Origin of the sequence: Nonomuraea sp. NBC_00507 (assembly GCF_036013525.1) — a bacterium.
In the GTDB taxonomy this organism is placed as follows: Bacteria; Actinomycetota; Actinomycetes; order Streptosporangiales; family Streptosporangiaceae; genus Nonomuraea.
The window spans coordinates 5,620,765-5,643,010 of sequence record NZ_CP107853.1 but is presented as its reverse complement, the minus strand read 5'-3'; the positions used below and the strand labels follow the sequence as shown (position 1 = coordinate 5,643,010).

The 22,246-nt window shown below is 68.0% G+C and carries 19 protein-coding genes; 11 read left to right on the top strand and 8 right to left on the bottom strand.

Features of this window, described 5'->3' with window-relative positions:
• Nucleotides 1–1,311 carry an MFS transporter gene (locus OHA25_RS27470; RefSeq protein WP_327590337.1) on the bottom strand — a complete coding sequence of 437 codons (1,311 nt, stop codon included), beginning with the start codon at nucleotides 1,309–1,311 and terminating at the stop codon, nucleotides 1–3.
• A gap of 203 nt (nucleotides 1,312–1,514) precedes the next feature.
• On the opposite strand from OHA25_RS27470, the gene OHA25_RS27465 reads away from it, so the two are divergent.
• Nucleotides 1,515–1,805 carry a hypothetical protein gene (locus OHA25_RS27465; RefSeq protein ID WP_305922254.1) on the top strand — a complete coding sequence of 97 codons (291 nt, stop codon included), beginning with the start codon at nucleotides 1,515–1,517 and terminating at the stop codon, nucleotides 1,803–1,805.
• Between the two features lie 54 nt (nucleotides 1,806–1,859).
• Here OHA25_RS27465 and OHA25_RS27460 read toward each other — a convergent pair whose 3' ends face one another.
• The 4 genes from OHA25_RS27460 to OHA25_RS27445 all read right to left on the bottom strand — a co-directional run bounded on the left by OHA25_RS27460 (nucleotide 1,860) and on the right by OHA25_RS27445 (nucleotide 6,344).
• The gene (locus tag OHA25_RS27460; RefSeq protein WP_327590336.1) at nucleotides 1,860–2,336 is read right to left on the bottom strand and encodes a GNAT family N-acetyltransferase; all 477 of its coding nucleotides are present in this window, start codon (nucleotides 2,334–2,336) and stop codon (nucleotides 1,860–1,862) included.
• A 5-nt stretch (nucleotides 2,337–2,341) separates the two neighbouring features.
• Nucleotides 2,342–3,352, bottom strand: coding sequence for a LacI family DNA-binding transcriptional regulator (locus tag OHA25_RS27455; RefSeq protein WP_327590335.1), 1,011 nt, complete (start codon nucleotides 3,350–3,352; stop codon nucleotides 2,342–2,344).
• 13 nt (nucleotides 3,353–3,365) lie between these two features.
• The gene (locus tag OHA25_RS27450) at nucleotides 3,366–4,343 is read right to left on the bottom strand and encodes an aldo/keto reductase (protein ID WP_327590334.1); all 978 of its coding nucleotides are present in this window, start codon (nucleotides 4,341–4,343) and stop codon (nucleotides 3,366–3,368) included.
• A 78-nt stretch (nucleotides 4,344–4,421) separates the two neighbouring features.
• Nucleotides 4,422–6,344: a hypothetical protein gene (locus OHA25_RS27445; protein WP_327590333.1), complete on the bottom strand. Its 1,923-nt coding sequence runs from the start codon at nucleotides 6,342–6,344 to the stop codon at nucleotides 4,422–4,424.
• A 480-nt stretch (nucleotides 6,345–6,824) separates the two neighbouring features.
• On the opposite strand from OHA25_RS27445, the gene OHA25_RS27440 reads away from it, so the two are divergent.
• The 5 genes from OHA25_RS27440 to OHA25_RS27420 all read left to right on the top strand — a co-directional run bounded on the left by OHA25_RS27440 (nucleotide 6,825) and on the right by OHA25_RS27420 (nucleotide 15,426).
• Entirely contained in the window at nucleotides 6,825–8,294 is a 1,470-nt protein-coding gene (locus OHA25_RS27440) for a hypothetical protein (protein ID WP_327590332.1), read from the top strand.
• A gap of 178 nt (nucleotides 8,295–8,472) precedes the next feature.
• On the top strand, nucleotides 8,473–9,051 hold the full coding sequence (locus OHA25_RS27435; protein ID WP_327590331.1) for a dihydrofolate reductase family protein: 579 nt from the start codon (nucleotides 8,473–8,475) through the stop codon (nucleotides 9,049–9,051).
• 296 nt (nucleotides 9,052–9,347) lie between these two features.
• Nucleotides 9,348–11,129, top strand: coding sequence for a putative Ig domain-containing protein (locus tag OHA25_RS27430; RefSeq protein ID WP_327590330.1), 1,782 nt, complete (start codon nucleotides 9,348–9,350; stop codon nucleotides 11,127–11,129).
• 14 nt (nucleotides 11,130–11,143) lie between these two features.
• Nucleotides 11,144–14,512 carry a putative Ig domain-containing protein gene (locus tag OHA25_RS27425; RefSeq protein WP_327590329.1) on the top strand — a complete coding sequence of 1,123 codons (3,369 nt, stop codon included), beginning with the start codon at nucleotides 11,144–11,146 and terminating at the stop codon, nucleotides 14,510–14,512.
• 155 nt (nucleotides 14,513–14,667) lie between these two features.
• Nucleotides 14,668–15,426: a glyoxalase gene (locus tag OHA25_RS27420; RefSeq protein ID WP_442942141.1), complete on the top strand. Its 759-nt coding sequence runs from the start codon at nucleotides 14,668–14,670 to the stop codon at nucleotides 15,424–15,426.
• A gap of 108 nt (nucleotides 15,427–15,534) precedes the next feature.
• Here the strand turns inward: OHA25_RS27420 and OHA25_RS27415 are convergent, their stop codons facing one another.
• Nucleotides 15,535–15,906, bottom strand: coding sequence for a DUF5997 family protein (locus tag OHA25_RS27415; protein ID WP_327590328.1), 372 nt, complete (start codon nucleotides 15,904–15,906; stop codon nucleotides 15,535–15,537).
• A 54-nt stretch (nucleotides 15,907–15,960) separates the two neighbouring features.
• On the opposite strand from OHA25_RS27415, the gene OHA25_RS27410 reads away from it, so the two are divergent.
• Together OHA25_RS27410 and OHA25_RS27405 are read left to right on the top strand one after the other, a co-directional pair.
• Nucleotides 15,961–16,689: a LysR family substrate-binding domain-containing protein gene (locus OHA25_RS27410; RefSeq protein ID WP_327590327.1), complete on the top strand. Its 729-nt coding sequence runs from the start codon at nucleotides 15,961–15,963 to the stop codon at nucleotides 16,687–16,689.
• 468 nt (nucleotides 16,690–17,157) lie between these two features.
• A complete protein-coding gene (locus OHA25_RS27405) occupies nucleotides 17,158–17,310 on the top strand; it encodes a hypothetical protein (protein ID WP_327590326.1) in 153 nt (50 codons plus the stop codon).
• A gap of 100 nt (nucleotides 17,311–17,410) precedes the next feature.
• On the opposite strand, the gene OHA25_RS27400 is transcribed toward OHA25_RS27405, so the two are convergent.
• Together OHA25_RS27400 and OHA25_RS27395 are read right to left on the bottom strand one after the other, a co-directional pair.
• On the bottom strand, nucleotides 17,411–17,887 hold the full coding sequence (locus OHA25_RS27400) for an NUDIX hydrolase (protein WP_327590325.1): 477 nt from the start codon (nucleotides 17,885–17,887) through the stop codon (nucleotides 17,411–17,413).
• Between the two features lie 30 nt (nucleotides 17,888–17,917).
• Entirely contained in the window at nucleotides 17,918–19,132 is a 1,215-nt protein-coding gene (locus tag OHA25_RS27395; RefSeq protein ID WP_327590324.1) for a helix-turn-helix domain-containing protein, read from the bottom strand.
• 125 nt (nucleotides 19,133–19,257) lie between these two features.
• Here OHA25_RS27395 and OHA25_RS27390 point away from each other — a divergent pair, with 125 nt between their 5' ends.
• The 3 genes from OHA25_RS27390 to OHA25_RS27380 all read left to right on the top strand — a co-directional run bounded on the left by OHA25_RS27390 (nucleotide 19,258) and on the right by OHA25_RS27380 (nucleotide 22,184).
• Nucleotides 19,258–19,605, top strand: coding sequence for a hypothetical protein (locus tag OHA25_RS27390; protein ID WP_327590323.1), 348 nt, complete (start codon nucleotides 19,258–19,260; stop codon nucleotides 19,603–19,605).
• Entirely contained in the window at nucleotides 19,602–20,057 is a 456-nt protein-coding gene (locus tag OHA25_RS27385; RefSeq protein ID WP_327590322.1) for a hypothetical protein, read from the top strand. Before OHA25_RS27390 ends, OHA25_RS27385 begins: the two co-directional genes overlap by 4 nt.
• A gap of 1,134 nt (nucleotides 20,058–21,191) precedes the next feature.
• Complete coding sequence (locus tag OHA25_RS27380; protein WP_327590321.1) at nucleotides 21,192–22,184, top strand: bacteriocin fulvocin C-related protein; 993 nt, start codon at nucleotides 21,192–21,194, stop codon at nucleotides 22,182–22,184.
• The last annotated feature ends 62 nt before the right edge of the window (nucleotides 22,185–22,246 follow it).

Here is a 22,246-nt window from a genome sequence, read left to right as displayed (position 1 = left end):
TCAGACCCTTGCGTGAGCGAGGCTGGCCACGACCTTGACGCCGACCTTGCGCGTGTAGCACCACCAGGTGAGCGCGAAGCAGGAGGCGTAGAAGAGGCCGAAGGCGAGGAAGGCGGGGGCGGGGGTGCCGGCCGCCGCGAACGCCATTCCGAACGCCCGGTTGATGAGGAACCCGCCGAGCGCTCCGACCGCCGAGATGATGCCGATGGCGGCCGAGGCCTGACGCTTGCCGTACAGGAGGGCTTCCTCGCCCTCGCCGCGCTCGGCCACAGCCTTGGCCTGGAAGATCGCCGGGATCATGCGGTACGTGGAGCCGTTGCCGATGCCGGAGGTGAGGAACAGCAGCTGGAAGGACAGGAAGAACAACCAGAAGTTCCCGGAGGAGCTGGCCGCCCAGACCAGCAGCACGCCGCCGCCCATCGCGGCGAAGTTCCACAGCGTGACGGGGGCGCCGCCGAGCTTGTCGGCCAGCCAGCCGCCGACCGGCCGGATCAGCGAGCCGACCAGCGGCCCGACGAACGCTACGACGGCGAACGGAGCCTCGGGGAACAGGCTCTTGCTCAGCAGCGGGAAGGCGGTGGAGTAGCCGATGAACGAGCCGAACGTGCCGATGTACAGGAAGGACATGATCCACGTCTGAGCCTTGCCGGCGACCGCGAACTGCTCACGCGGGTTGGCCTTGGCGCTGGTCAGGTTGTCCATGAAGAACCAGGCGCAGACGGCGGCCACGACGATGAGCGGGAGCCAGAACCAGCCGGCGGCGGCCAGCCCGAGGGTGCCGATGACCAGCGGCATGACGAGCTGCACGGAGCTGACGCCGATGTTGCCGCCCGCGGCGTTCAACCCCAGCGCCACCCCCTGCTTGCTGCGGGGGTAGAAGTAGGTGATGTTGGCCATGCTGGAGGCGAAGTTGCCGCCACCGAACCCGGCCAGCGCCGCGATCACGAGGAACATCCAGTACGGCGTGGTCGGGTTGCTGACCGCGATCCCGAGGCCGATGGCCGGGATGAGCAGCAACAGTGCGCTGACGACGGTGAAGTTGCGTCCGCCGAACTTGGCGGGACCGAACGTGTACGGGATCCGCAGCACGGACCCGATCAGGTTCGGCAGGGCCACCAGCCAGAACAACTGGTCCGTGGTGAACTCGTAGACACCCAATTTGGTGGCCACGATGCTCCAAAGCGTCCACACCGTGAAGCCGAGGTGCTCGGCAGCGATCGAGAAGATCAGGTTGCGGCGCGCCACGCGCTTGCCTGAATTCTCCCAGAAAGCTGGGTCATCGGGGTGCCAGTCGGCGATCCAGCGCGCCATCGATCTCTCCTACGCTCGGCGTCCGGGGATCTCCAAGGTAGGAATGGCTCGTTACGCACTTTGACAGTCCGTGGCTGTGCGCTCGTTACATGTGATTCACCGTTGTAACAAGCCGCGCACAAGCGTCACAGCGGAAACACGATCGTAATGTTCGGTTACAGCCGCGCCCCCCGGGTACCAGCTCTCACAGCAAGGGGGGAACCATGATCAAAACGCTGCACAAGATGGGCATCAAGTCCAACCACATGTATCTCGCGGGGCTGTGCTCGATCGGGCTGGCCTGCACGTCCTGGATGGCCTCACGAAGCACCGAATACTCAGGCCTTGATCGCGCCGACCGGTGGGGACTCTTCGTCGGCGAGTGGGCGCCCACGTTCTTCGCGATCGGAGTCGCGCTGCGCATGGAGGAGACGCGTCGTGACGTCGAGGAGCCGAGCATGGAGAGGTTCGAGGAGACCCAGCGCATCAGGCCCAGGACGCACGCCGGGGTTTAACGCATATGTGTCACGCAGGTCACGTCACCGTGCGTGACCTGCGCGGCCTGGTCCTCAGTCCTGCCGCTCGGCCAGGCGCCGCAGCGGCTCGTCGGTCAGCCGGTACTTCAGCCACTCGTCCTGCCTGAGCGCGCCGAGCTTGTCGTAGAAGCCGATGCTCGGCTCGTTCCAGTCGAGCACCGACCATTCGAAGCGCTGGTATCCGCGCTCCTTGCAGATCCTGGCCAGTTCCCCCATCAACGCCAGGCCGTGGCCGCCGCCGCGGTGCTGGGGGCGTACGTAGAGGTCCTCCATGTAGATGCCGTGCACGCCCCTCCAGGTGGAGAAGGTGAGGAACCACAGGGTGAAGCCGACGGCTTCGCCGTCCTGCTCGGCGATGTGGACGAAGGTGGCGGGAGAGTCGCCGAAGAGCGCTGTACGCAAGTCCTCTTCGGTGGCGCGCACCTCGTGGGCGGCCTTCTCGTATGTGGCGAGCTCACGGATCATGTCGAGGATCGCGGGCACGTCAGCGGGCGTTGCGGGACGAATCATGCCCCTCAGCGTACGGCGGGCGCGGTGCTGCGGCGTTCCACGAGCACGCTCGGGACCAGGCGCTGCGTCGGCGGGCTGTCCGGGTCGGCCAGGTGGTCGATGAGGGCCTCCACGGCGGCGGTGGCGATCTCCGTGGCGGGCGGGGTAGCCGTCGTCAGCTCCGGATCGGTCGACTCCGGCTCGCCGTTGGAGCACAACACGAGCGACAGCCGCTCGGGAATGGGCCGCCCGAGCGCGCGTGCCTCATGCATCGCGCCCAGCGTGGCCTCCCAGTTGTAGGAGATGATCGCCGTCGTCTCCGGCGCGGTGTCCAGCAGCTCGCGCAGCGCGGCGCGGCCCGCCCTGACGGTGTGCTCGCCGGCCACGATCGTGCAGCCGAGCCCGAGGTCCGCGCAGGTGCGGCGGACGTCGTCGGCGAAGCGCACGGCCGCGCCGATGCCGTGCGAGCCCCGCTCGTACGGCGCGTTGAGCATGCCGATCGTCCGGTGTCCGAGTCCGGCGAGATGCTCGGCCACCATGCGCGCGATCTGCGGGAAGTCGGCGTCCGCGTAGGGGACGTGGCCGGGCGTGTGGGTGCGCCCGATCAGCCCGACCGGGATGCCGGCCGACTGGAGGAAGCTCACCCGCTCGTCCGTGAGCGTGACCTGCATGAGCAGGAACCCCTGGACGAGCCCGGCCTTGGCCAGCTGGCGGAGCTCGTGCAGGTCGTCCGGGCCTGAGGTCCACAGCACCACGTGGAAGCCCCGCGCGCGGGCGGCGTCGGTGGCGGCCAGGACATATTCCAGGTCCGACCCCACGATCGTGCGCGGCTGAGAGGGGAAGACGATCGCGATGATCCGGCTGCGGCCCCCGGCGAGGGCGCTGGCCATGGCGTTGGGGGTGTAGCCGAGCTGCTCCATGGCGTCGAGCACCTTGCGGCGGGTCTCCGGGCGGATCGACCGCGCCCCGGTGAGCACATGCGAGACGGTGCCGGTCGAGACACCGGCGAGGCGAGCGACGTCAGCTCTGGTGACCATGCGAGAGCCTGATCTACCAGCGGTCGTGGACCTGGGGGCGGATGAGCTCGTCGTAAACCGCCTGCACCGCGTCGAGCGTCTCGGCGGGGAGCGGCGGGACAGACGCCGCCGCCGCGTTCGCCGTCGCCTGGGCGGGGTTGCGCGCCCCCGGGATGACCACCGAGACGCCCTCCTGGTCCAGGATCCAGCGCAGCGCGAACTGAGCCATGGTCACGCCTTCCGGCACCAGGGGCGCCAGGCGGCGGACCGCCTCCAGGCCGGTGGAGAAGTCCACGCCGGAGAAGGTCTCGCCGACGTCGAAGGACTCCCCGCGCCGGTTATAGGTCCTGTGGTCGTCGGGCGCGAACGTGGTGTGCTCGTCGTACCGGCCCGACAGCAGGCCGCTGGCCAGCGGGACCCGGGCGATGATGCCCACCCCTGCCGCCCGCGCGGCCGGCAGCACCTGCTCCAGGGGCTTGAGGCGGAACGCGTTCAGGATGATCTGCACGCTCGCCACCCCCGGCCGGGCGATCGCGGTCAGCGCCTCCTCGCAGGTCTCCACGCTGACCCCGTACGCGGCGATCTTCTCCTCGGCCACCAGCGTGTCCAGGGCGTCGAACACGGCGTCCGCCGAGTAGACAGGGGTCGGCGGGCAGTGCAGCTGGACCAGGTCGAGCGTGTCCACGCCGAGGTTCTGGCGGGAGCGCTCGTTCCAGGCGCGGAAGTTGGACATCACGTAGTTCGAGGGGATCTGCTCCACGCGCCGGCCCATCTTGGTGGCCACGGTGAGCTCGGGGCGGCCCTTGGCGAAACTGCCGACGATCTGCTCACTGCGCCCGTCGCCGTACACGTCCGCGGTGTCGATGAAGGTGACGCCCGCGTCCACGGCGGCCTCGAGCGTGGCGAAGGCCTCATCGTCGGAGACCTCACCCCAGTCGGCGCCGAGCTGCCAGGCCCCGAGGCCGACGACGCCGACCTGGCGTCCGGTGCGTCCCAACATGCGGTGTTCCATGGGTGGCTCTCTTCCTGTCCAACACTGCCCACCCTGTATTCCACCATGGGGATGCGGCCACCGGCTCGCGCGCCGGCGTCACCGGGGACGGTAACTGCAGCGCAGGCCCGTCTGCACGGTGGCCCGCAGCTCCTCCCCCATCACCGAATCCACGGCCGCGATGCGCGACAACGCCCGCCTGATGGCCTTGCCGACGGCGATCCTGGCGCGCTCCTCGTTACCCGCGAACGGCCGCGACCGCCCGCCGATGCCGGTCGCCGCGGACAGCTCGGCCACCAGCCACTCGTGTTCCAGCCGCAGCGCCGCCACCCGCGCCAGATCGTTCATGGCCTCGAGCTCGTCGATCTCGGCCTGCAGCTGCGCCAGCCGCTCCCGGTAGGCGTCCCTGGCCAGGTCGTCGAGCACCGGCTGCGCCGAGACGTCCTCGGCTCCGCGCGACCACATCCCCGCGGCGAGGTCGGCGGCCAGGATCTCGCGCCCGGGATTGTCGGCCAGCGCGGCCAGGTACGCCATGCCCACACTATGCTCCACCAGCGTGACCCGCCCGCCCAGCTCGACCTGCCAGTGCCGCCCCTGCCTGTGGAAGCGGCAGGCGCGCCGCCCGCCGTCCGCCCGTCCCACCACGGCGGGCAGCACCATGCCCAGCTCTTTGGCCTCCCGCGCGGCGGCGACCTGCTCCGCGAGCGCGGCCTCGTCCCGCAGCCCGTCGCACAGCGCCAGCGCCTGCCCGAGCCGGCACCTGGACAGCGCGGCCGCCGGCCAGTGCCCCAGCGCCAGGTTCGCCTGCACGGCGGTCCGCAGGTGCCCGACCGCCCGCTCCAGGTCACCGATGGTGAGCGCGGCCATGCCCAGGGCGTGGTGCACCGAACCGAAGCAGACCACGCCGAGGCTGCCGATCACCGGGAGGTCTGCGAAAGGGCTCAGCAACGCGTACGCCTGCGCCGCCGTGGCGGCGTCCTGGAGCAGGTGCGCGGTCTCCACGACGCAGTACATCGAGACCAGCCAGCTGCTCGACCTGGGCAGGTCTCCCAGATCCCGCCCGCGCAGCCGCGCCAGGTGCCCGGCCGCCGACCGCCGGTCCCCCGCCGTCGCCGAGGCCAGCGCCAGAGCCGCCACGTACGAGTTGTCGATCGGGCTGAGTGTGGGCGAGCTGACCAGGTCCTGGAGCGCCGGCAGCGTCTCGGCGGCCCGGCCCTGGTACCAGCGGATGGCGCCGAGCTGGCCGCCGTACCAGCCGGTGGCGTCCATGTCGCCGGCCGCGACGCCGCGCTCGAAGCACTCCCCCGCCAGCTGCTCCGCCTCCCCGAACCGCCCGGCCCGGATGGTCAGCATGACGTCGATGGCGTCGACGACGTACCCCACCGCGAGATAGGTGTTCGCGTGCAGCAGGCCGCGCAACTCCTCCAGGCACCGCTCGGCATGCGGATCGGCGGCCAGATAGAGATCAACCGTCCGCCACAGTAAGCCCATCATCAGGTCGCCCCTGCGCTCGGTGACCGCCGCCTGGCCGATCAGCTCCCTGGCCAGCTCCAGCCGGGTCGCCCCGTGCTCAGGCCCGAGCAGGCAGTGGTGCGCCAGGCTCAGCGCCTCCGCCAGCGCCAGCGGATCCCCGGAGTCCCTGGCCTGCCGCAGCAACCCCATGATCGCCACGTGCCCGCCGGCGCGGTAGTCCTCCTCGCCCCGCATCCGCACGCGTAACCGGAAGGCCAGCGGCGACGCGGGATCGAGCAGCGACAACGCGTGCCGCTGGCGGGCGCGCACCATCTCGGATTCGGCGCACGTACGGTGCTCGTGCACCCACACCCCGCCCAGCCCCAGGGCGGCCACCCCGAGCGCGATCGGATCGCCGCACAACTCCGCCTGCCGGTAGGCGGCGTCGAACCAGCGCCGCGCCGTCTGCAGATCCCCGTTCACCTGCAGCGCACGCTCGCCCAGCGCGAGCGCCACCCTGAGATCCGAGCCTATGGCCGGCAGCACCCCCGGCCGCTGTGCTACGCCCACGTTTCCGCTCCCCTGTCGCTCATCTGAGCTGAGCGTCCGGACGGGCTCCCGAATACCATTCCGGGAGTAGGACGTTCGCCGGTCCCCGCGCTCAGCCGCGTCGCGGCGCGACGGCATCTGAGCCTGGCCAAAAAACAGAGGGCGTGATCTCTACGATCACGCCCTCTGGGGGGCCGTAGCCCCGGACAAGCTTGTCGCCGTCTCACACGGCGTTTTCATGGTACAGCATACACCGATCCCGCCACTTCTCTATGCTCACAGTAGTCAGGTCGACACTTTGGGCTCACATATTCCTCCGTTCATTGCAAGGTTCGCAGCATGCACAAAACGCCTCCCGGGCGCGATCCGTCCTCTTCATACTCCCGACACGTCGCTGCGCGCATGATGAACTTCAGCGGCACCGCGACCCCCTGGCCTCGCCGTCTCTGGGATGTCAGTTCTTTTCTGGCTCTGGAGGAACTGCATGAGGCGGGCGCATGGGTGGACCGTCGGGTGCTCTCCCAGTCGGCGCTCGACTGGCAACGGCATGAGATGGAGCGGCTGCTGGGCAACGACCCGGCGCTCGGTTCGAAGGCCTTCCGGCGGGAGCTCCAGGAATGCCTGCGGACGACACTGACGGTCGCCAGCGACGGCCGCAGGAAGCTGCGCCACCTCATCGACCTGGGCCGTCCCGGCTACCTCGACCGCTGGGCCGCGTGTGTGGCCGAGGCCGACCCGCCACCGCCGGAGAAGGTCGCCAGAGCGGTCGCCTCTCATCTGCTCGACAGCGGCCACAGCATGGACGGCCTCAACCGCTGGCTCCGTGAGGACAGGCTCGGCCTGTCGGCCACAGAGCTGATCAGCGAGGCCGCCGGGCTGCTGACACTGCCGCCGACCTGCTGGACGGTGGTCGTTCCCTTCGCCACCTTGCACAACTGGGAAGAGCTGGCCGCGGAGCTGCCCCATTGGATCGGCGCGCGTGAGGCCACGGAGCTCATGGCCTCCGCCGGAGCGAAGCCGACCGCTCACGTCATCGGCGCCCTTTCGTACGAGGTAGAGGCACGAGACGCGGAGCGGGCACTGGAAATCGTCTCGGATCTGGTCGAGCGCCTTCAGGCGCGCGCCCGCTTCGCCTCGACCGGGTCGGTGACGCCGTTCGACACGGCCATTGTGCTCAACCAGGGCAGCGCGATGCCGCTCCGGATGCCCGCACGGGGCGCCCGGGTCCTGTCCCTGGCCGCCGAACGTCAGCTCTACGTGGTCGGAGCCGAGCCGCAGCGCCTGGCCGACCGGCGGCGCAGCGCCGTGGACGAGGCACTGGAGATCGCCTCGGCCCTCAACCACGGCCCGCTCGCCCCGGCCGTCGCCGGCGGGTGGAGCGCTCTGGAGTCGCTGTTGACCGAGGCGCGGGACCCCGACGAGCGAGAGCGCGTCATCGCCGCTTCACGCGCGGCCGCGCTCGTCACCTGCTCCTGGCCGCGGGCCGAGCTGACCGCGCTCTCCTATCGCATCCGGCGCACAGGAGACGGAGATCTGGCCGAACGGCTGGAGCAGTGCGCCTCCAACCGGGAACGCGCCATCCTGATCGCTACTGAGCTGGCACAGGGTCATTCACTTCCCTTGGAACGTTCCTGGCGCCGGAGAAGCGACATCGCGGCTGTCGCCCGGATGCGGGCGCTGCTTGCCGAGCCGGCCCCGGTGCTCGCCCGGGTGCGCCGCTATGTCGAGATCTCCCTGCGCAGGCTCTACCGCAGCCGCAACATCGTCCTGCACGGCGGCTCGACCGGCGGGGTGGCACTCCAGGCGGCCCTCCGGGTGACCGCACCCCTGGTGGGAGCCGCACTCGACCGGCTGACGCACGCCGACCTGGTGGCCGGGGTCCCGCCTCTCGTCCTTGCCTCCCGCGCCGAGACCGCCCTGTGCATGGTGGGTGACGACATGGGACCAGGTCTCTGCGACCTGATCGAGTGATCGCGACCGCTACCGTCCGGCACGTCCCGGAGAGCAATAAGGGGCCGTCCCCGGCTCGAGTACGCCTCACCTCGCCCCCACTGATTTTGCCGTGGTGGTGTCGAGACGGCCGGTCCGGCTCCGACCTTCTCGTGACGGCGCCGGAGGGCGGCGCCGGTGGAGCAGAAGGAGGCCCGCGATGAGCAAGGTCGTGCTGGATGTGTCGATGTCCCTAGACGGGTTCACGGCCGGACCGAACGTCCGGGAGGCGGAACCTATGGGGGACGGCGGCGAACGGCTGCACGAGTGGATGGCCGCGAAGGGGCCGGATGACGGGGTCGACATCGGCATCCGCCGGCAGGTGGACGCGGCGGTAGGGGCCACCGTCATCGGACGGCGTACCTTCGACCTCGGCTTGGGCCCGTGGGGCGGCACGCCATGGCCCGGCGTCCCGAGCTTCGTGGTCACCCACCGGACCAGGGACGACCTCCTCGGCGACAACGGCGGGACGTTCGCCTTCGATGGACTGGAGGCGGCAGTCCGACGTGCCAAGGACGCCGCGGGGGACAAGGACGTCCTGGTGCTGGGTGCGGACGTCGCCCGGCAACTGCTCAGGGCAGGCCTGCTCGACGAGATATGGCTCCACCTCGTCCCCCTGCTGCTGGGAGCGGGCACACCGCTGTTCGCCGGGGACCGGGCCGAGCTGATCCCTGTGGGGAAACCCGTGGCGGGGACCGCGCCCGTGACCCACCTGCGCTACCACATCCCGAAGCCCTGACGCCATGACGCCCGCTTGCCCCGCAGCGCGGCGCGGCGCAAGCGGGCGTGGTGGCCATGGCAGCTCATCGCGCGCTGGTGCGACGTCCTGGAAAGCCCCCGGACGCTGTCGAACCTAGAGCGCGAGCAGAGGTGCAGGCACCTGAGGGTTTCACGCACAGAGGCGAAAGCCGGCCTGTGCGAAAGTTTCGGTCAACAGGTTCCCTCCGGGCGGCATCCGCGATATATCTACGCAAGACATAGCAACCGATTTCTATGTCCCCGGAGCATTCGACCCCCACCCGGAGGAACCCCCCAATGACCGACCCCCACGGCATCGGGCTGACCCGGCGCACCTTCATCCAGGCCACAGGCGTTGGCGCTGCCGCGTACTCCCTGGTCGGCGCGATGGCCGGCACCGCGAGGGCAGACGACAGGCCCGAGGTCGCCGACCGGCTGGTCGTGTACCCCATCCCGGCCGGAGTCCCGACCAACACGAGCTTCTCCATCAAGGCGCGCACGCCGCATGGCGAATGGCAACCGGTACCTGTCCTCCGCGGCCAGACCAAGACCATCAACGAGAAGACGGGCTCCGGCATCGTCCGGAACACCTCGGTCGCCACCTTCGACTTCAACGGCACCGTGGAGGTCGAGGTCACCTCGTCCAAGGGCGCCATCGGCTCCGCGCGGATCCGCCCGCTGTCGTACGACATCAAGCACGAAGTAGCCGGCGACACCGTGCGCTTCACCCTCAGCGAGCCCCGCAACCTCTCCATCGAGATCGACGGCGAGATCTTCGACAACCTGCAGCTGCACGCCAACCCGATCGAGGCGCAGCGGCCGGAGCCCGGCGACTCCGACGTCATCTACTTCGGCCCCGGCCTGCACACCGTCGCCGGCAACGTGGTGATGGTGCCGAGCGGCAAGACGGTGTACCTGGCCGGCGGCGCGGTGCTGAAGGCCCGGGTGGAGTTCCGCAACGTCGAAAACGCCCGGCTGCTCGGCCGCGGCATCCTGTGGAACGCGGACGGCGGGGTCCTGGCGGCGTTCTCCAAGAACATCGAGATCGACGGCATCATGGTGCTCAACCCGCGCAGCGGCTACGCCTGCACGATCGGCCAGTCCAAGCAGGTCACCGTCCGCAATCTGCACTCCTACAGCCACGGCCAGTGGGGTGACGGCATCGATGTGTTCAGCAGCGAGGACGTCCTGATCGAGGGCGTCTTCATGCGCAACAGCGACGACTGCATCGCCATCTACGCCCACCGCTGGGACTATTACGGCGACACCCGCAACGTCACCGTACGTGACTGCGTCCTCTGGGCTGACGTCGCGCACCCGGTCAATATGGGCACGCACGGCAACCCGGAGAAGCCCGAGGTCATCGAGAACATCGTGTTCAGCAACATCGACGTCCTCGACCACCGCGAGCCCCAGATCCTCTACCAGGGCTGCTTCGCCATGAACACCGGCGACAGCAACCTCATCCGCAATGTCCGCATCCAGGACGTGCGGGTGGAGGACTTCCGCTGGGGCCAGCTGATCAACATGCGCGTCATGGCCAACAGGTACAACGCCTCGCCGGGCCGGGGCATCGAGAACGTGTACGTCCGGAACCTGAAGTACGACGGCAAGAACGCGAATATGTCGGTCATCGTCGGCTACGACGCGGACCGCCCCGTCAAGAACGTCACCTTCCAGAACCTGGCGATCAACGGTACGGTCATCGCCGACACGATGCAGAAGCCGCGCTGGTACCTGACCCAGGACATGGTGCCGATGTTCGTCAACGAGCACGTGAAGGACCTGCGCTTCCTGGACTCCGCCACCGCCGCGTCCACCGTCGCCCCGGAGATCACCAGTGCGGGCGAGGCCACGGCCACCGCGCGCCAGATCGTCAACCACCTGATCACCGCGACCGCGCTGCCGACGTCGTTCGACGCCGCGGGTCTGCCGAAGGGGCTCACGGTCGACAAAAACACCGGTCTGATCTCCGGCACCCCGCAGGTCCCCGGCACCTACACGGTCACCGTCTCGGCCACGAACACCGTGGGCACGGCGACGAAGTCCCTCTCCCTCACCGTCGGGCACCCGGCATGAGCGAGGAGTCGCCCGTGCTTTCCCTCAACCGGCGGTCGTTCCTCGGTGCGGCGGGGCTCGCGGCCGTGGCCACGAGCGGGCTGCTGTCCGCTTCCGCCACGCCCGCGTGGGCCCTGGACCCGGAAGGAGCCTCGCACGCGGACGAGGCGTTCGCCTTCGCGCATCCCGGTCTCCTGCACTCCCGCGCGGATCTCGACCGGATGAAGTCCGCGGTCGCGGCCGGACGCGAGCCGATCGCCTCCGGCTTCGCCGCGATGGCCGCCCACGCCCGTTCCCAGCACACCTACGCCGTCCAGAACACCGGACAGATCACGACCTGGGGCCGCGGTCCCACCAACTTCACGAACCAGGCCGCCTCCGACGCGGCCGCCGCTTACCAGAACGCCCTGATGTGGGCGAGCACTGGCGACGTACGCCACGCCGACAAGGCTCGTGACATCCTGGACGCCTGGGCCGCCTCCCTCACCGGCATCACCGGCGCGGACGGGCAGCTCGGCGCCGGCCTGCAGGGTTTCAAGCTCGTCAACGCCGCCGAGATCCTCCGGCACAGCGGCTACGACGGCTGGCCCGAGGCGTCGGTGCAGCGCTGCGCCCGCTCCTTCACCGAGGTGTGGTATCCGGCCGTCTCCGGCTACTGCCTGTACGCCAACGGCAACTGGGACCTCGCCGCACTCCGTACGATCCTCGCCATCGCCGTGTTCTGCGACGACCGGGTGATGTTCGAGGACGCCATGCGGTTCGCGACGACCGGCGCCGGCAACGGCTCCGTCCTGGGCCGCATCGTCACGGCTGCCGGTCAGGGCCAGGAGTCCGGCCGCGACCAGGCCCACGAGCAGCTCGCGGTCGGACTGCTCGCGGATGCCGCCCAGGTCGCCTGGCAGCAGGGCGTGGACCTCTTCGGCTACGCGGACGACCGGATCCTCGCCAACTTCGAGTATTTCGCCCGATACAACCTCGGCGACGACTCCGTACCGTTCACCCCCGACCTCGACCGGACCGGCAAGTACATCAAGACGGCCGTCTCCAACCGGCAGCGCGGAGTGATCCGGCCGCTGTGGGAGATGGCCTACGCCCATTACGCGGGACGCCTCGGCAAGTCCGCTCCCCACACCGAGAAGGTGATCTTCCGGGGTGCGGGCGGGACGCGCGTGGTCGAGGGCTACAACGACGACCACCCGTCGTGGGGGACGCTCACCTTCGCCGGTACGGAGCGCGGCTCGGGCCTGCCGACGGGAGCGCCCACCGCTCCGGCCGGGGTGACGGCGGCGTCCGGCGGCGCGGGTGTCGACGTGGCGTGGCCGGCGGTCGTCGGAGCCCAGACCTACGCGGTGTGGCGGAAGGAGCCGGACGCCGACACGTACACCCTGCTCGCGGACGGGCTCACCGCGACCTCCTACACGGACCGCACCTCGGCCGCGAGTCGTGCGTACGCGTACACGGTCACGGCGTCGGCCGGCCAGGGCGCCGGGCCTCGGTCGCTGCCCGTCGTGGCCGCCCCGGGACTGCCCGCTCCCTGGCGTACCGGCGACATCGGCGATGTCCGGCCGAAGGGCTCGACCGGGCACGACGGTGAGCGCATCACCATGGAGGCCGGTGGCGCCGGAATCGCCGGCGAGGCCGACTCCTTCCGTTTCGCCTGGCTGCCGCTGCCGGGAGAGGGCGTCGTCACGGCCCGGATCGTGTACCCGCTCAGTTCGCAGTACTCACAGGTGGGCGTCATGGTGCGCGGCTCCCTGGAAGCGGGCGCCCCGCACGCGGCGATGCTGCTGCAGGGTCTGCCCCTGCACGCCTGGAGCGGGGTGTGGACGGTGCGAGCCAAGCCCGGCGGCGCCACGCGCGGCACCGGCTCCCTACCCGTGCCGCCGTCACAGCGCCCGGCGATCACCACCAATGCCGCTTTCCCGATCTCCGAGCTGGGGCCGCTGCCCGAGTCGGCGACGCCATTGGAATCCCCCTATGTGGAAGCGGCGGGTGACGGCTACCGGCTCCGGATGCCCTACTGGGTGCGGATCACACGCAAGGGAGACCGCCTCACAGGAGAGATCTCACCGGACGGACACGAGTGGGCCACAGTGGGTTCGGACGAGCTGCCGCTGGGCCGGCACGCCCTGGTGGGGCTCGCCTTCTCCTCTTGCCTGGGGGTGTCCGAGGACTACGCGGAGACCGGCACGGCCTGCTTCGACAACGTCACAGTGGAGGCGGGCGGCACCGGCTGGTCGGTCCCGGAGCCGCGGGGCGGCGTGAGCCAGGTGCGGGCGGCAGCGGACGGCTCCGCGGTCGAGCTCGAGTGGCGGGACCACGACCTGTCCGGCCGGTACACGGTGTGGCGCGGGGACACCGAGCGCGGCCCCTACCGGGTGCTGGCCACCGGCATCGCCCCGATCGGCTTCGGAACCCGCACCCGGTTCAGGGACGCCACCGGCGTGCCCGGCCGCACGTATCACTACGTGGTCGCGCGCAGCAACACGGCCGGAACGGGGCCGCGTTCACGTCCGGTGAGCGCCCAGATGCCCCAGCCGTCCGCGGCGCCCGCGCTGTCCGTCCCGAAGGCCCTTTACGGCAACGCCGCACAGCCGTTCCGCCTCGTCGTACGCGCAACAGGCGATCCCGTGCGGTTCACCGCAACAGGGTTGCCCGGCGGGCTGACCCTGGATGCCCGGACCGGCCTCCTCTCCGGCACCCCGGCTGCGGCCGGGGAGTACTCCGTCCAGCTGGCGGCTGAGAACGCGAAAGGCTCGGCAACGGCGGCACTGGCGCTGTCCGTGGCCGCCGCCCCACCCGCCCCCTGGGCGTACCGTGACCTCGGCGATGTCGTCCACGACGAGCGGCTTCTCGGTACGTACGGCGTGGCGTTCGTCCGCGCACCTGGGGTCACCCACCATGACAACGGGGTCTTCACCGTGCGGGGCGCGGGCGTCGACCTCAACGTCAACGGGCAGGGCGCGAGCGCCCACTTCGCCTACGTGCCACTGACCCAGGACGCGGAGCTCACGGCCCGGCTGACCCGGCCGACCGGCGCACCTGGCCGGATCGGGGTGGTGATGGCGAAGTCGCTCAATCCCTTCGACCTGATGGCCGGGACGGTGGTGGCCACGGGAGGAAGCGGTGTGTGCCAGTTGATCCGGCGCACCAAGGTGGCCGGCAGCGCACCCGCGGTGAACGGTCCGTCGTTCTCCGGCGGCCCGGTGTGGTTGCGGCTGCGGCGCGCGGGCCTGGTCTTCACCGCCTCCGTGTCGGGCGACGGCGAGACCTGGACGACGGTGGGCCAGGACACCCTGGCAGCCTTTGGCGACGCCCCGTACTACGCGGGCCTCGCCGTGACGTCCGGAAGCCCGGACACCCTCGCCACCGCCGTATTCGACCAGGTCACAGTGCGTTCCTGAGGCAACCCGCACATCGCCGTCCCGCGGAGGACGCCGAGTGGCCTTGAAGCCGGAGGCCGGCTCCAAGGCCACTCGGCGGATTCCCGGAACCCGGACGGCCGGGCCGGCGCCCCGCTGGAACGATCCATAGGCGAGTCTTCCGAACTTTTGCAAGGATGCCCCGCGTGACCGAAAACGTGGAGCGGCCGGGTGAGCCGGCAATTCGACCGAACGAGTCCACCGTGCCGACGATGTTGTGCGCGTCGGTGGAGGAGACCTGCGCGTTCTATGAGGCGCTCGGATTCGAGGCGATTTACAAGCAGACCAAGCCGTATGTGTATCTGGCGATGCGGTGGAGCGGATTCCAACTGCATTTCGTGGCAACCCCCAAAGACCTGGATCCGGCCCGGGAGGATCTGGGGGCCTGCCTGGTCATGGTCGACGCCGTGGCGCCGTATCACGCGGCGTTCGTCGCGGCGATGCGCCGGGCATACGGGAAGGTCCTGAGTTCCGGGCGTCCGCGAATCACTCGATACCGGCCGGGAGCGAGCCGGTTCACGCTGGTCGACCCTTCAGGTAACTCGATCATCTTCATCCAGCGAGACGAGCCCGCCGAACTGGAATACGGCGGGTCGAAACAGCTGACAGGCCTGGCCAAGGCGCTTGACAACGCCCGGATCCTGCGCGAGTTCAAAAACGATGACCTGCAGGCCTTCCGTGCGCTCAAATCCGCGGTGCGGCGGCACAGCGCGGACGCCCCGGTGGTTAAGAGAGCCCTGGCTCTGTGTCACCTGGTCGACCTGGCCACTACCCTCGGCGAGCCCACCGCGCCGTGGCTGGAGGACCTGCGCGGACTCGAACTGTCCGCCGAGGACCTACGGCGCATCGAGTCCGAGCTCGGGCATCTTCCCTGCCTCCAGGACTGGCTGCCCTAGACCAAATGCAACCAGAACTCGAGTAAATGCAACCAGATCGCAGTTACATTAATTCATGAGCCGGCACGTGTATTCATGAGCCGGTACGTGAACGAGTTGGTCGCGCGTCTAGCGTTGCTTGAGGCGGAGTGCCTCTTTGCGGGTCTCGGCCTGGATGGACCGCTCGCGCTCCAGCCACGCCGGGTTCTCCGCTTTCAGCGCATCGATCTCAGCGGTGGTGAGCGGTTCGGTGATCCCGCCTCGGGCCAGGCCGGAAATGGAGACCCCGAGCTTCGCCGCGACGACCTGCTTGGGGTGCGGGCCGTTACGGCGCAGGTCAGCGAGCCAGGTGGGTGGCCTCGACTGCAACTCGTTCAGCTCGTCCCTGGAGACGACACCCTCCTGGAACTCGGCGGGAGTGGCCGAGAGGAGGACACCCAGCTTCTTGGCCGCGGTCTCGGGCTTCATCGTCTGAGTAGTCTTCGGTTTGGGCGAGGTCATAACGCCAAGGGTAGTCAGTCGGAACGGGTTTCCTGACATCGGTACCCTGAGGAAGTGACTGATGGGGAGACCGGCAGAGCGTTCCGGCTGGCGTACGTGCCCGGGGTGACACCCGCGAAATGGGTCAACGTCTGGACCGAGAGGATGCCCGGCGTGCCAATTACCCTGGTCGCGGTTCCCGCCGCCGAGGTGGTGAGACTGCTGCGGGATGGCGGCGCCGACGCCGGATTCGTCAGGCTGCCGGTCGACCGGGACGGCCTCAGCGTGATTCCTCTCTACGTGGAGACCACGGTGGTCGTGGCGCCCAAGGACCACGCGGTGACCGCCGCCGACGAGGTGGCCATCGCCGACCTGACCGACGACGAGGTGCTCCATCCTCTGGACGACACCATCGAGTGGACGGTCCGGCCTGGGCTGCCCGCGTTCACCCGCCCGGCCACAACGGCGAACGCGGTCGAACTGGTAGCGGCCGGCACCGGGCTTCTCCTGGTTCCGCAGTCGCTGGCACGCCTCCACCACCGCAAGGATCTCACGTACCGGCCGGTGCCGGACGCGCCACAGTCTCAGGTCGCGCTGGCCTGGCCCACGGACGCGACCACTGACCTGGTGGAAGACTTCATCGGCATCGTCCGCGGCCGGACAGTGAACAGCTCGCGAGGCCGCACCCCCGCCACCTCTGCGGAGAAACCGCCACAGCGGCAGGCACAAAAACCCGCGCAGAAAGGCTCCGGCCGCCGGGCCGCGCCGGCCAGCCGTAAAAGGAAAGGCCACCGGCCTCGGTAACCTGCAGCCCCGAAGCTCCGGTTCCGACACGCTTTGGGAGAGTCGCTCAAATAGTCACTCAGCGGGAACGGCTCGGTCGTGCTCCAGGAAGACCGTCTACCCAGCTCCCGTGCCGTGGCTGCGGTCGGTCCGAAGGCGCCACAGCGTACTGGTGCTGCCGCCCGGGACAGACCTCGGATCGGCATGCCGGGCGTTTGGGCAAGCGACGAGCCGCCGTACGGCAGTGCGCTCCGCTTGATCTTCATCAAACCGATCCGGCAGGATTACCACCGAAAGAGGGGCTTACCTCCGCGACCCGAGGAGCTGACTCAAGTGGACTTCACAGTGGCATGGGCACTCATATTAGGGCTCGGGTGCGTCGTTGCTGCATCCGGGATATACACACTCGCTTCCAAGCGACTCCCTCGCCCGTTAAGGGGCAGGCGTACGCAATATGAGCCGCGCCGTCACGGCTTGGGACAACTATTCATGGGTCTCTTCTCCGTTTTCCTGTCGCTGTCCAATGCGGTGATGGGCTGGTCACACGCATTGTCCCTGGCGCTGAACCTTCTGGCGATGGGATGCACCGTGGCGGGTTCGTGGTTCTTGCTCTCGGCGATGACCTCCCGCCGCATATCTTGAGCGCGCCCACCCGTTTGGAGGAATTTGAGTCTCTACCTGGGCAAACGTTCCACCGAGATCCCGACTGTCGCCTCGCCCCAGACCATGGTCACCCAGATGATCATTCAGCCGGGACGGCCCGGCCGTGCTCAAGGTAAACCGTCTCTCCCAGCTCATGGGCGGTGGCGGCAGCCTTGAGACGACGGGCGAGGCGCTCGATCAGGAGACCATCCAGCTCGTCAACGCGGCGGAACTCGTACGCGCTCAACTCGTTGTCAGCGAACGTGATCCGCTTGATCGCCTCGCCGTCGAGAATGCCTCCGTCGAAGACGAACAGGACCTTGTCGCCCTCGTGCGGGAGAGGTGCCCAATCGACCACGAGGAGACGCCCGATGGTCGGCCGGATGCCCAGCTCTTCGTGCACTTCTCGGGCACACGCCTCGTACGGAGTCTCCCCCGTCTCGACGTACCCGCCCGGGATGTCCATGTAGGACTTGTACGTAGGCCGGACGAGCAGCACACGGCCGATGTCGTCGAAGAACAGCGCTCCAGCGGCGGCGCGGGCCTGGGCGAACGGTACGGCCTCCTGATCGTTCACGGCCTTGACCTTACGCGACGAAGGCCGCTGTCACACGATATGTAGACGCCGGGCAAGCGCAGAGAGTTGGAAACTGGGCTTGCCCTTCTGCCTTCTGATCCATGACATCGTGAGCTGGCGGCTGAGGTAATGATGGCGTACCTGCTCGGGCGCGATGGTCTCGGCCTCCAGCAGCGCCGCCAGGGCATCGTCGGTGCGGTTCCACAGGCTCAGGGCGTGCGCCACGGCGAGACCATGGCGGGCGCGACGTTCGATCGGAAGTCCGCTGGTGTCCAGTCTCGGCCCGAGATCGACGGCGATCTGGATGTCTCCCAGTTCGATCGCCGTCGCCACCTCATGGATGCGGACGTTCGTCGGCCCGAACGCGGTCCAAACGTAGTTGGCATCCCTGCCCAGACGCGCCGCCGACACCTCCGCCTCGGCCACGAACGCCCGTGTCGTGCTGCGGTCATCGTCTCGCGCCGCCGCCATTGACCCGGCGAGGTACAGCGTGCCGTACACCGACAGCAGCTCAGGCGTGGCGTACGGGAGGTCAGGAGCCAGCAATTCGGCGGCATCCATCGTGAGCTGCTTGGCTGCCTCGTAGCGACCATTGGACAGGAGGGCGTGGGTGACCGCGCGAAGCAATGAGGCAGTGACGAGCTGATCACCAGATTCTCGCGCGAAGGTCAGGCCTCGCTCGGCGGCGATCCACGCGAGATCAGCCTCACCCACCTTGGTCAGGATGCTGGCCGCGGCGTGATAGACCTGCCCGAGCGCTCCCATCGCCGCCATGCGCGCATCGCCGTCCTCGGCACGCACAGCATGATGTGCTTCTCCTAGAAGCCCAGGCAGGGTGCGTATCACGTAGCTGTATCTGGCTCCCCGGTACGCCTGCCACACCTCGGCAAGGGCACGCTGCAGTTCGGCATGGCTCGACGGCTCCGTGTTCTCGATCAGCTCGGCTATTGGCGATAGCTGCCGGTAGTCGGTGATCGCCGCTCGCAGCGCGGGGACGGTTTGATCGCCGCTTTCGTCCGTCCACTCGAACAGGTGTGGCTCGGCCAGCATGTCGCCAAGGGACACGTCCAGCGCTCTCGCCAGAGACTTGATGACGGACAAGCGGTCCAAGGTGATGCGGTCGTTCTCGACTTTGCTCAGCCAATCGGTGGTCCGTCCCACAAGCCCGGCCAGTACGTCCTGGGACATCCCACGCCGTCGCCGGTACCAGGCCACGCGCTGGCCGATGGACAGGTTGCTGGTCATTCCCCGCATGCACCTCATCCTCATTGGATGCCTACGACGGACCCCGGAATTTCTTTCCGGTCTAGCAGCTGAGCCGTCACATACCGTCACGCTACGTCACCGCCGCACGTGATGGGAGTCCACCGATGCAACCACCGAACCGACACCCCACGCCGGAGAAGCACGCCGAAGCTCTGGCGGACGCCCTGGCCGCCCAAGGCGTCTCTGCAGACGTGCACGATGGCTACGGTCTGAGCCTGGTATCTGTGTGGGTGGGGCTCGTCGTCTGGTGCGACGGCGAGTGGTACTGGTGGCGTGCGGGCTGGGACGACCGGCGCAGACGGGTGCTGTACGCCCGCCATCCCACCGTCGAGCCGTCAAGAGCCGCGCGGCGGATCGCCTTCCGCTACGCGGACCTCCGGAGACAGCATCCCCTTTCGGAGACGATCCGCGATCTTCTCTGCCCGGAAGCGGCGGAAGCGAGCCCCCGATGAAGGAGGCTCGCGAGAAGTTGGGATGCCGGGTTGAGATCGTGGCCATGCTGCACAGTCCAGCCCGTACTCGGGCCGTTGGCGATGTGCTGATGGGGCAGCGCGGAACGGTGGCGGAGGTCCTCCGTAGTGGCACGCTGGCGCTGGTGGAACTGGAAGCGGACTGGGCCGATCTTCCGGGTGGGGTGCGGCGCTGGCCAGTCCAGTGGGACGACCTGCTCATCTGCCCGGCAGAGAGCGGGCCAGACGCCGCTGACGCTGACTATCTCCTTGGTCTGTCGGGCTCAGGCCGCGAGGCGATACAACATGCGGTTCCAGCGGATACCGAGGACAGCCTGTGCGGACAGAAGGTGTACCCGCTGCCCATCTGCGGTTGGTCCGTCTCCTTCGCCCCCACATCCGGACGGGCTTGTGTTGTCTGCGCTCGGCTCGTGCTGGAACAGGTCAACCGCTGACAGGTGATCCCCTACACCTGTGACCTTCGACGAGGCCCGGGCGACGTGGCTGCGGGCGATCCTGCATGATCGTCCCCGTCTCGTCCCCTTGGGCGTCTCGGCGATCATGGGATGAGCGCCGGTTTGACAGGTGGGCGGTACTGGGTTCGAACCAGTGACCCCTCGCTTGTAAGGAGCCAAGATCGGCTTCGCATGCCTCCGACCTGGGGCAGCTCGACGGGACTTAGCCTCGCCGGAAGCGTTCCGGTCAGAACCAACGGCACGGTGATCATGTGTCCCCAACCTGCAACCATGGCGACCGACCAGGGCTTTCACACCGCTCTGAGATCACTGAATGGCACGGGAATGGCACACACGTACACGCCGGCCTCCGGGTGCCTGTCGCGATCGTCGCGGGGAGCAACATCGGCGTCAGAACCGCACGTAATGATCAGACACAGTGCTCAGTGGGCCAGGGCTGAGGAACGAAGCTCTGGACCTTCGATCGCCCCCGACCATGTACGGCGACCAGCCATGCCGTGGGGATCGTAAGTGCTGTATCTATGCGGCGGCGCGGCAACCCCGATTGGAGCCTCCGGTCCGCGCGGTCACGTGCGCGTACGGCGGACGGCCCGCAGTCCCGCGCCGTCCGGGACCGGCCCCCAGGCCGCACGCCCGGACGGCGGACGGGTGGCGGGCCGGGGTACGGCGGCGCGCCGCGTCGCCGCTTGATCCCTATGAGCGAAAATCGGCAAAGACCAACCAGACACCAACCAGTTGTTACCACGGAGGCGGGAGCTCGCCTACGCAATAATTCAGCAGCACTGAAAGCGTGAACAACCACGCCACAGATTACGGTCCACCCATATATGCAATACGGAAACGACTGCAATCACATCCACGCCACGATTCGAGCTGGTAAGTAGATTAAGCGTGCGAGCACATGAAGGGCTTGACCACCCAAGGCCAAGCGGCGACATCACGCCATCGCGAACAACACAATAGGTAGATGGATCTTGACTACTGGCGTAACTAGGCCCCATTATCCTGACAGGTGGGTTTGCCGATCATGTCTCAGAAGCTTACGTCGCTGGAGAGTTAGGCCTATCCAAACACCTACATCGAGTCAATCACGGAGAACGGAGAGTGAAATCAATGCGTTCACACTCGCGCTGGATCCTCGGATTTGACGCTTCTTGCGGGAGGTGTAACGAAATCGCAAAAGCGGCCAAAGCTGCCGCCGGCGAAAAGCTGGAGGTCCTGCCACTCGCGCACCCGGATGTGCTGCGGTGGCGCGAGGAAGCGCTGGGTGCTGAAGCACCGTGGGCCCCGACTCTCTTACGAGTTGATGAAAATCGGGTTCGTGCCTGGACCGGCCCCGCAATGGGTATGCGCCTGCTGGGCCGACTCGGGCCGAAGGCCTCCATCAAGCTGTTCGGCGCTTTAGGCGAACTAAGCCGAGCGAACCAGACGGCGACATCCGGCCAAGACCCGATCGGCCGGCGACGTTTCTTCAGGTTCGGTGCCGGGTTCGGTATCGCTGTTGGTATCGTCCTGACTGGCGAAGCTCCAGCCTTGGCCGACGAACCCGGAAAGGCTCGTGCCTGGGTTGCGGCCAACAAAGATCGTCTTCCGAAGACCTATTCCGCCTTCTCCGAGCACACGATGCCCTATCGCAGGGCGATCTATCAGCAACTAGACCCGTCAGCCAGATCTAAACTGTGGCTTGAGCACTTCGCGACTTACCGGCAGAACCATCCAAATCTTTCGCCTAGACAGGAAAGCATACTCGCATCTCTCGAAGAGCAAGCGAGGAATGTATCCAAATTCCATCCACACAATGTCACAGACGCGGAGAGGAGCGAGGACGAACGCCTCAAACTCCTCGTGGCTGATGCGTTCGGTCACGACGAGACCATCGCTCTTATAGCCACGTTGGGCCCGGTAGAGCCAGTCAATGCTGACACCGCAAAACCAGACAACAACGCTGCCCTGGCGGTTGACTGCGAATGCTCCACTCAGAGCGATTGGTGCACAGGCCTCTACATCTGTTCACAACTCCCCAGTTGTACTGTCTCCTACGACGGGTGCGGAACCTGGTACCAGTATGCCTGCAATGGAATGTGCACTGTGGGATGCGGATGCTAATATCCGACGAACTCTCGATCCGAGATAGCTCCTAACCCCCGATCAAAGCCGGTCCACGCAAC

What these genes read in the sequence shown, in the direction of transcription:
- OHA25_RS27470 (WP_327590337.1), bottom strand. Translation starts at nt 1,311, where the DNA reads ATGGCGCGCTGGATCGCCGACTGGCACCCCGATGACCCAGCTTTCTGG.
- OHA25_RS27430 (WP_327590330.1), top strand. Translation starts at nt 9,348, where the DNA reads ATGACCGACCCCCACGGCATCGGGCTGACCCGGCGCACCTTCATCCAG.
- OHA25_RS27405 (WP_327590326.1), top strand. Translation starts at nt 17,158, where the DNA reads ATGGGTCTCTTCTCCGTTTTCCTGTCGCTGTCCAATGCGGTGATGGGC.
- OHA25_RS27415 (WP_327590328.1), bottom strand. Translation starts at nt 15,906, where the DNA reads ATGACCTCGCCCAAACCGAAGACTACTCAGACGATGAAGCCCGAGACC.
- OHA25_RS27450 (WP_327590334.1), bottom strand. Translation starts at nt 4,343, where the DNA reads ATGGAACACCGCATGTTGGGACGCACCGGACGCCAGGTCGGCGTCGTC.
- OHA25_RS27395 (WP_327590324.1), bottom strand. Translation starts at nt 19,132, where the DNA reads ATGACCAGCAACCTGTCCATCGGCCAGCGCGTGGCCTGGTACCGGCGA.
- OHA25_RS27465 (WP_305922254.1), top strand. Translation starts at nt 1,515, where the DNA reads ATGATCAAAACGCTGCACAAGATGGGCATCAAGTCCAACCACATGTAT.
- OHA25_RS27385 (WP_327590322.1), top strand. Translation starts at nt 19,602, where the DNA reads ATGAAGGAGGCTCGCGAGAAGTTGGGATGCCGGGTTGAGATCGTGGCC.
- OHA25_RS27380 (WP_327590321.1), top strand. Translation starts at nt 21,192, where the DNA reads ATGCGTTCACACTCGCGCTGGATCCTCGGATTTGACGCTTCTTGCGGG.
- OHA25_RS27460 (WP_327590336.1), bottom strand. Translation starts at nt 2,336, where the DNA reads ATGATTCGTCCCGCAACGCCCGCTGACGTGCCCGCGATCCTCGACATG.
- OHA25_RS27390 (WP_327590323.1), top strand. Translation starts at nt 19,258, where the DNA reads ATGCAACCACCGAACCGACACCCCACGCCGGAGAAGCACGCCGAAGCT.
- OHA25_RS27420 (WP_442942141.1), top strand. Translation starts at nt 14,668, where the DNA reads ATGCCCCGCGTGACCGAAAACGTGGAGCGGCCGGGTGAGCCGGCAATT.
- OHA25_RS27435 (WP_327590331.1), top strand. Translation starts at nt 8,473, where the DNA reads ATGAGCAAGGTCGTGCTGGATGTGTCGATGTCCCTAGACGGGTTCACG.
- OHA25_RS27455 (WP_327590335.1), bottom strand. Translation starts at nt 3,352, where the DNA reads ATGGTCACCAGAGCTGACGTCGCTCGCCTCGCCGGTGTCTCGACCGGC.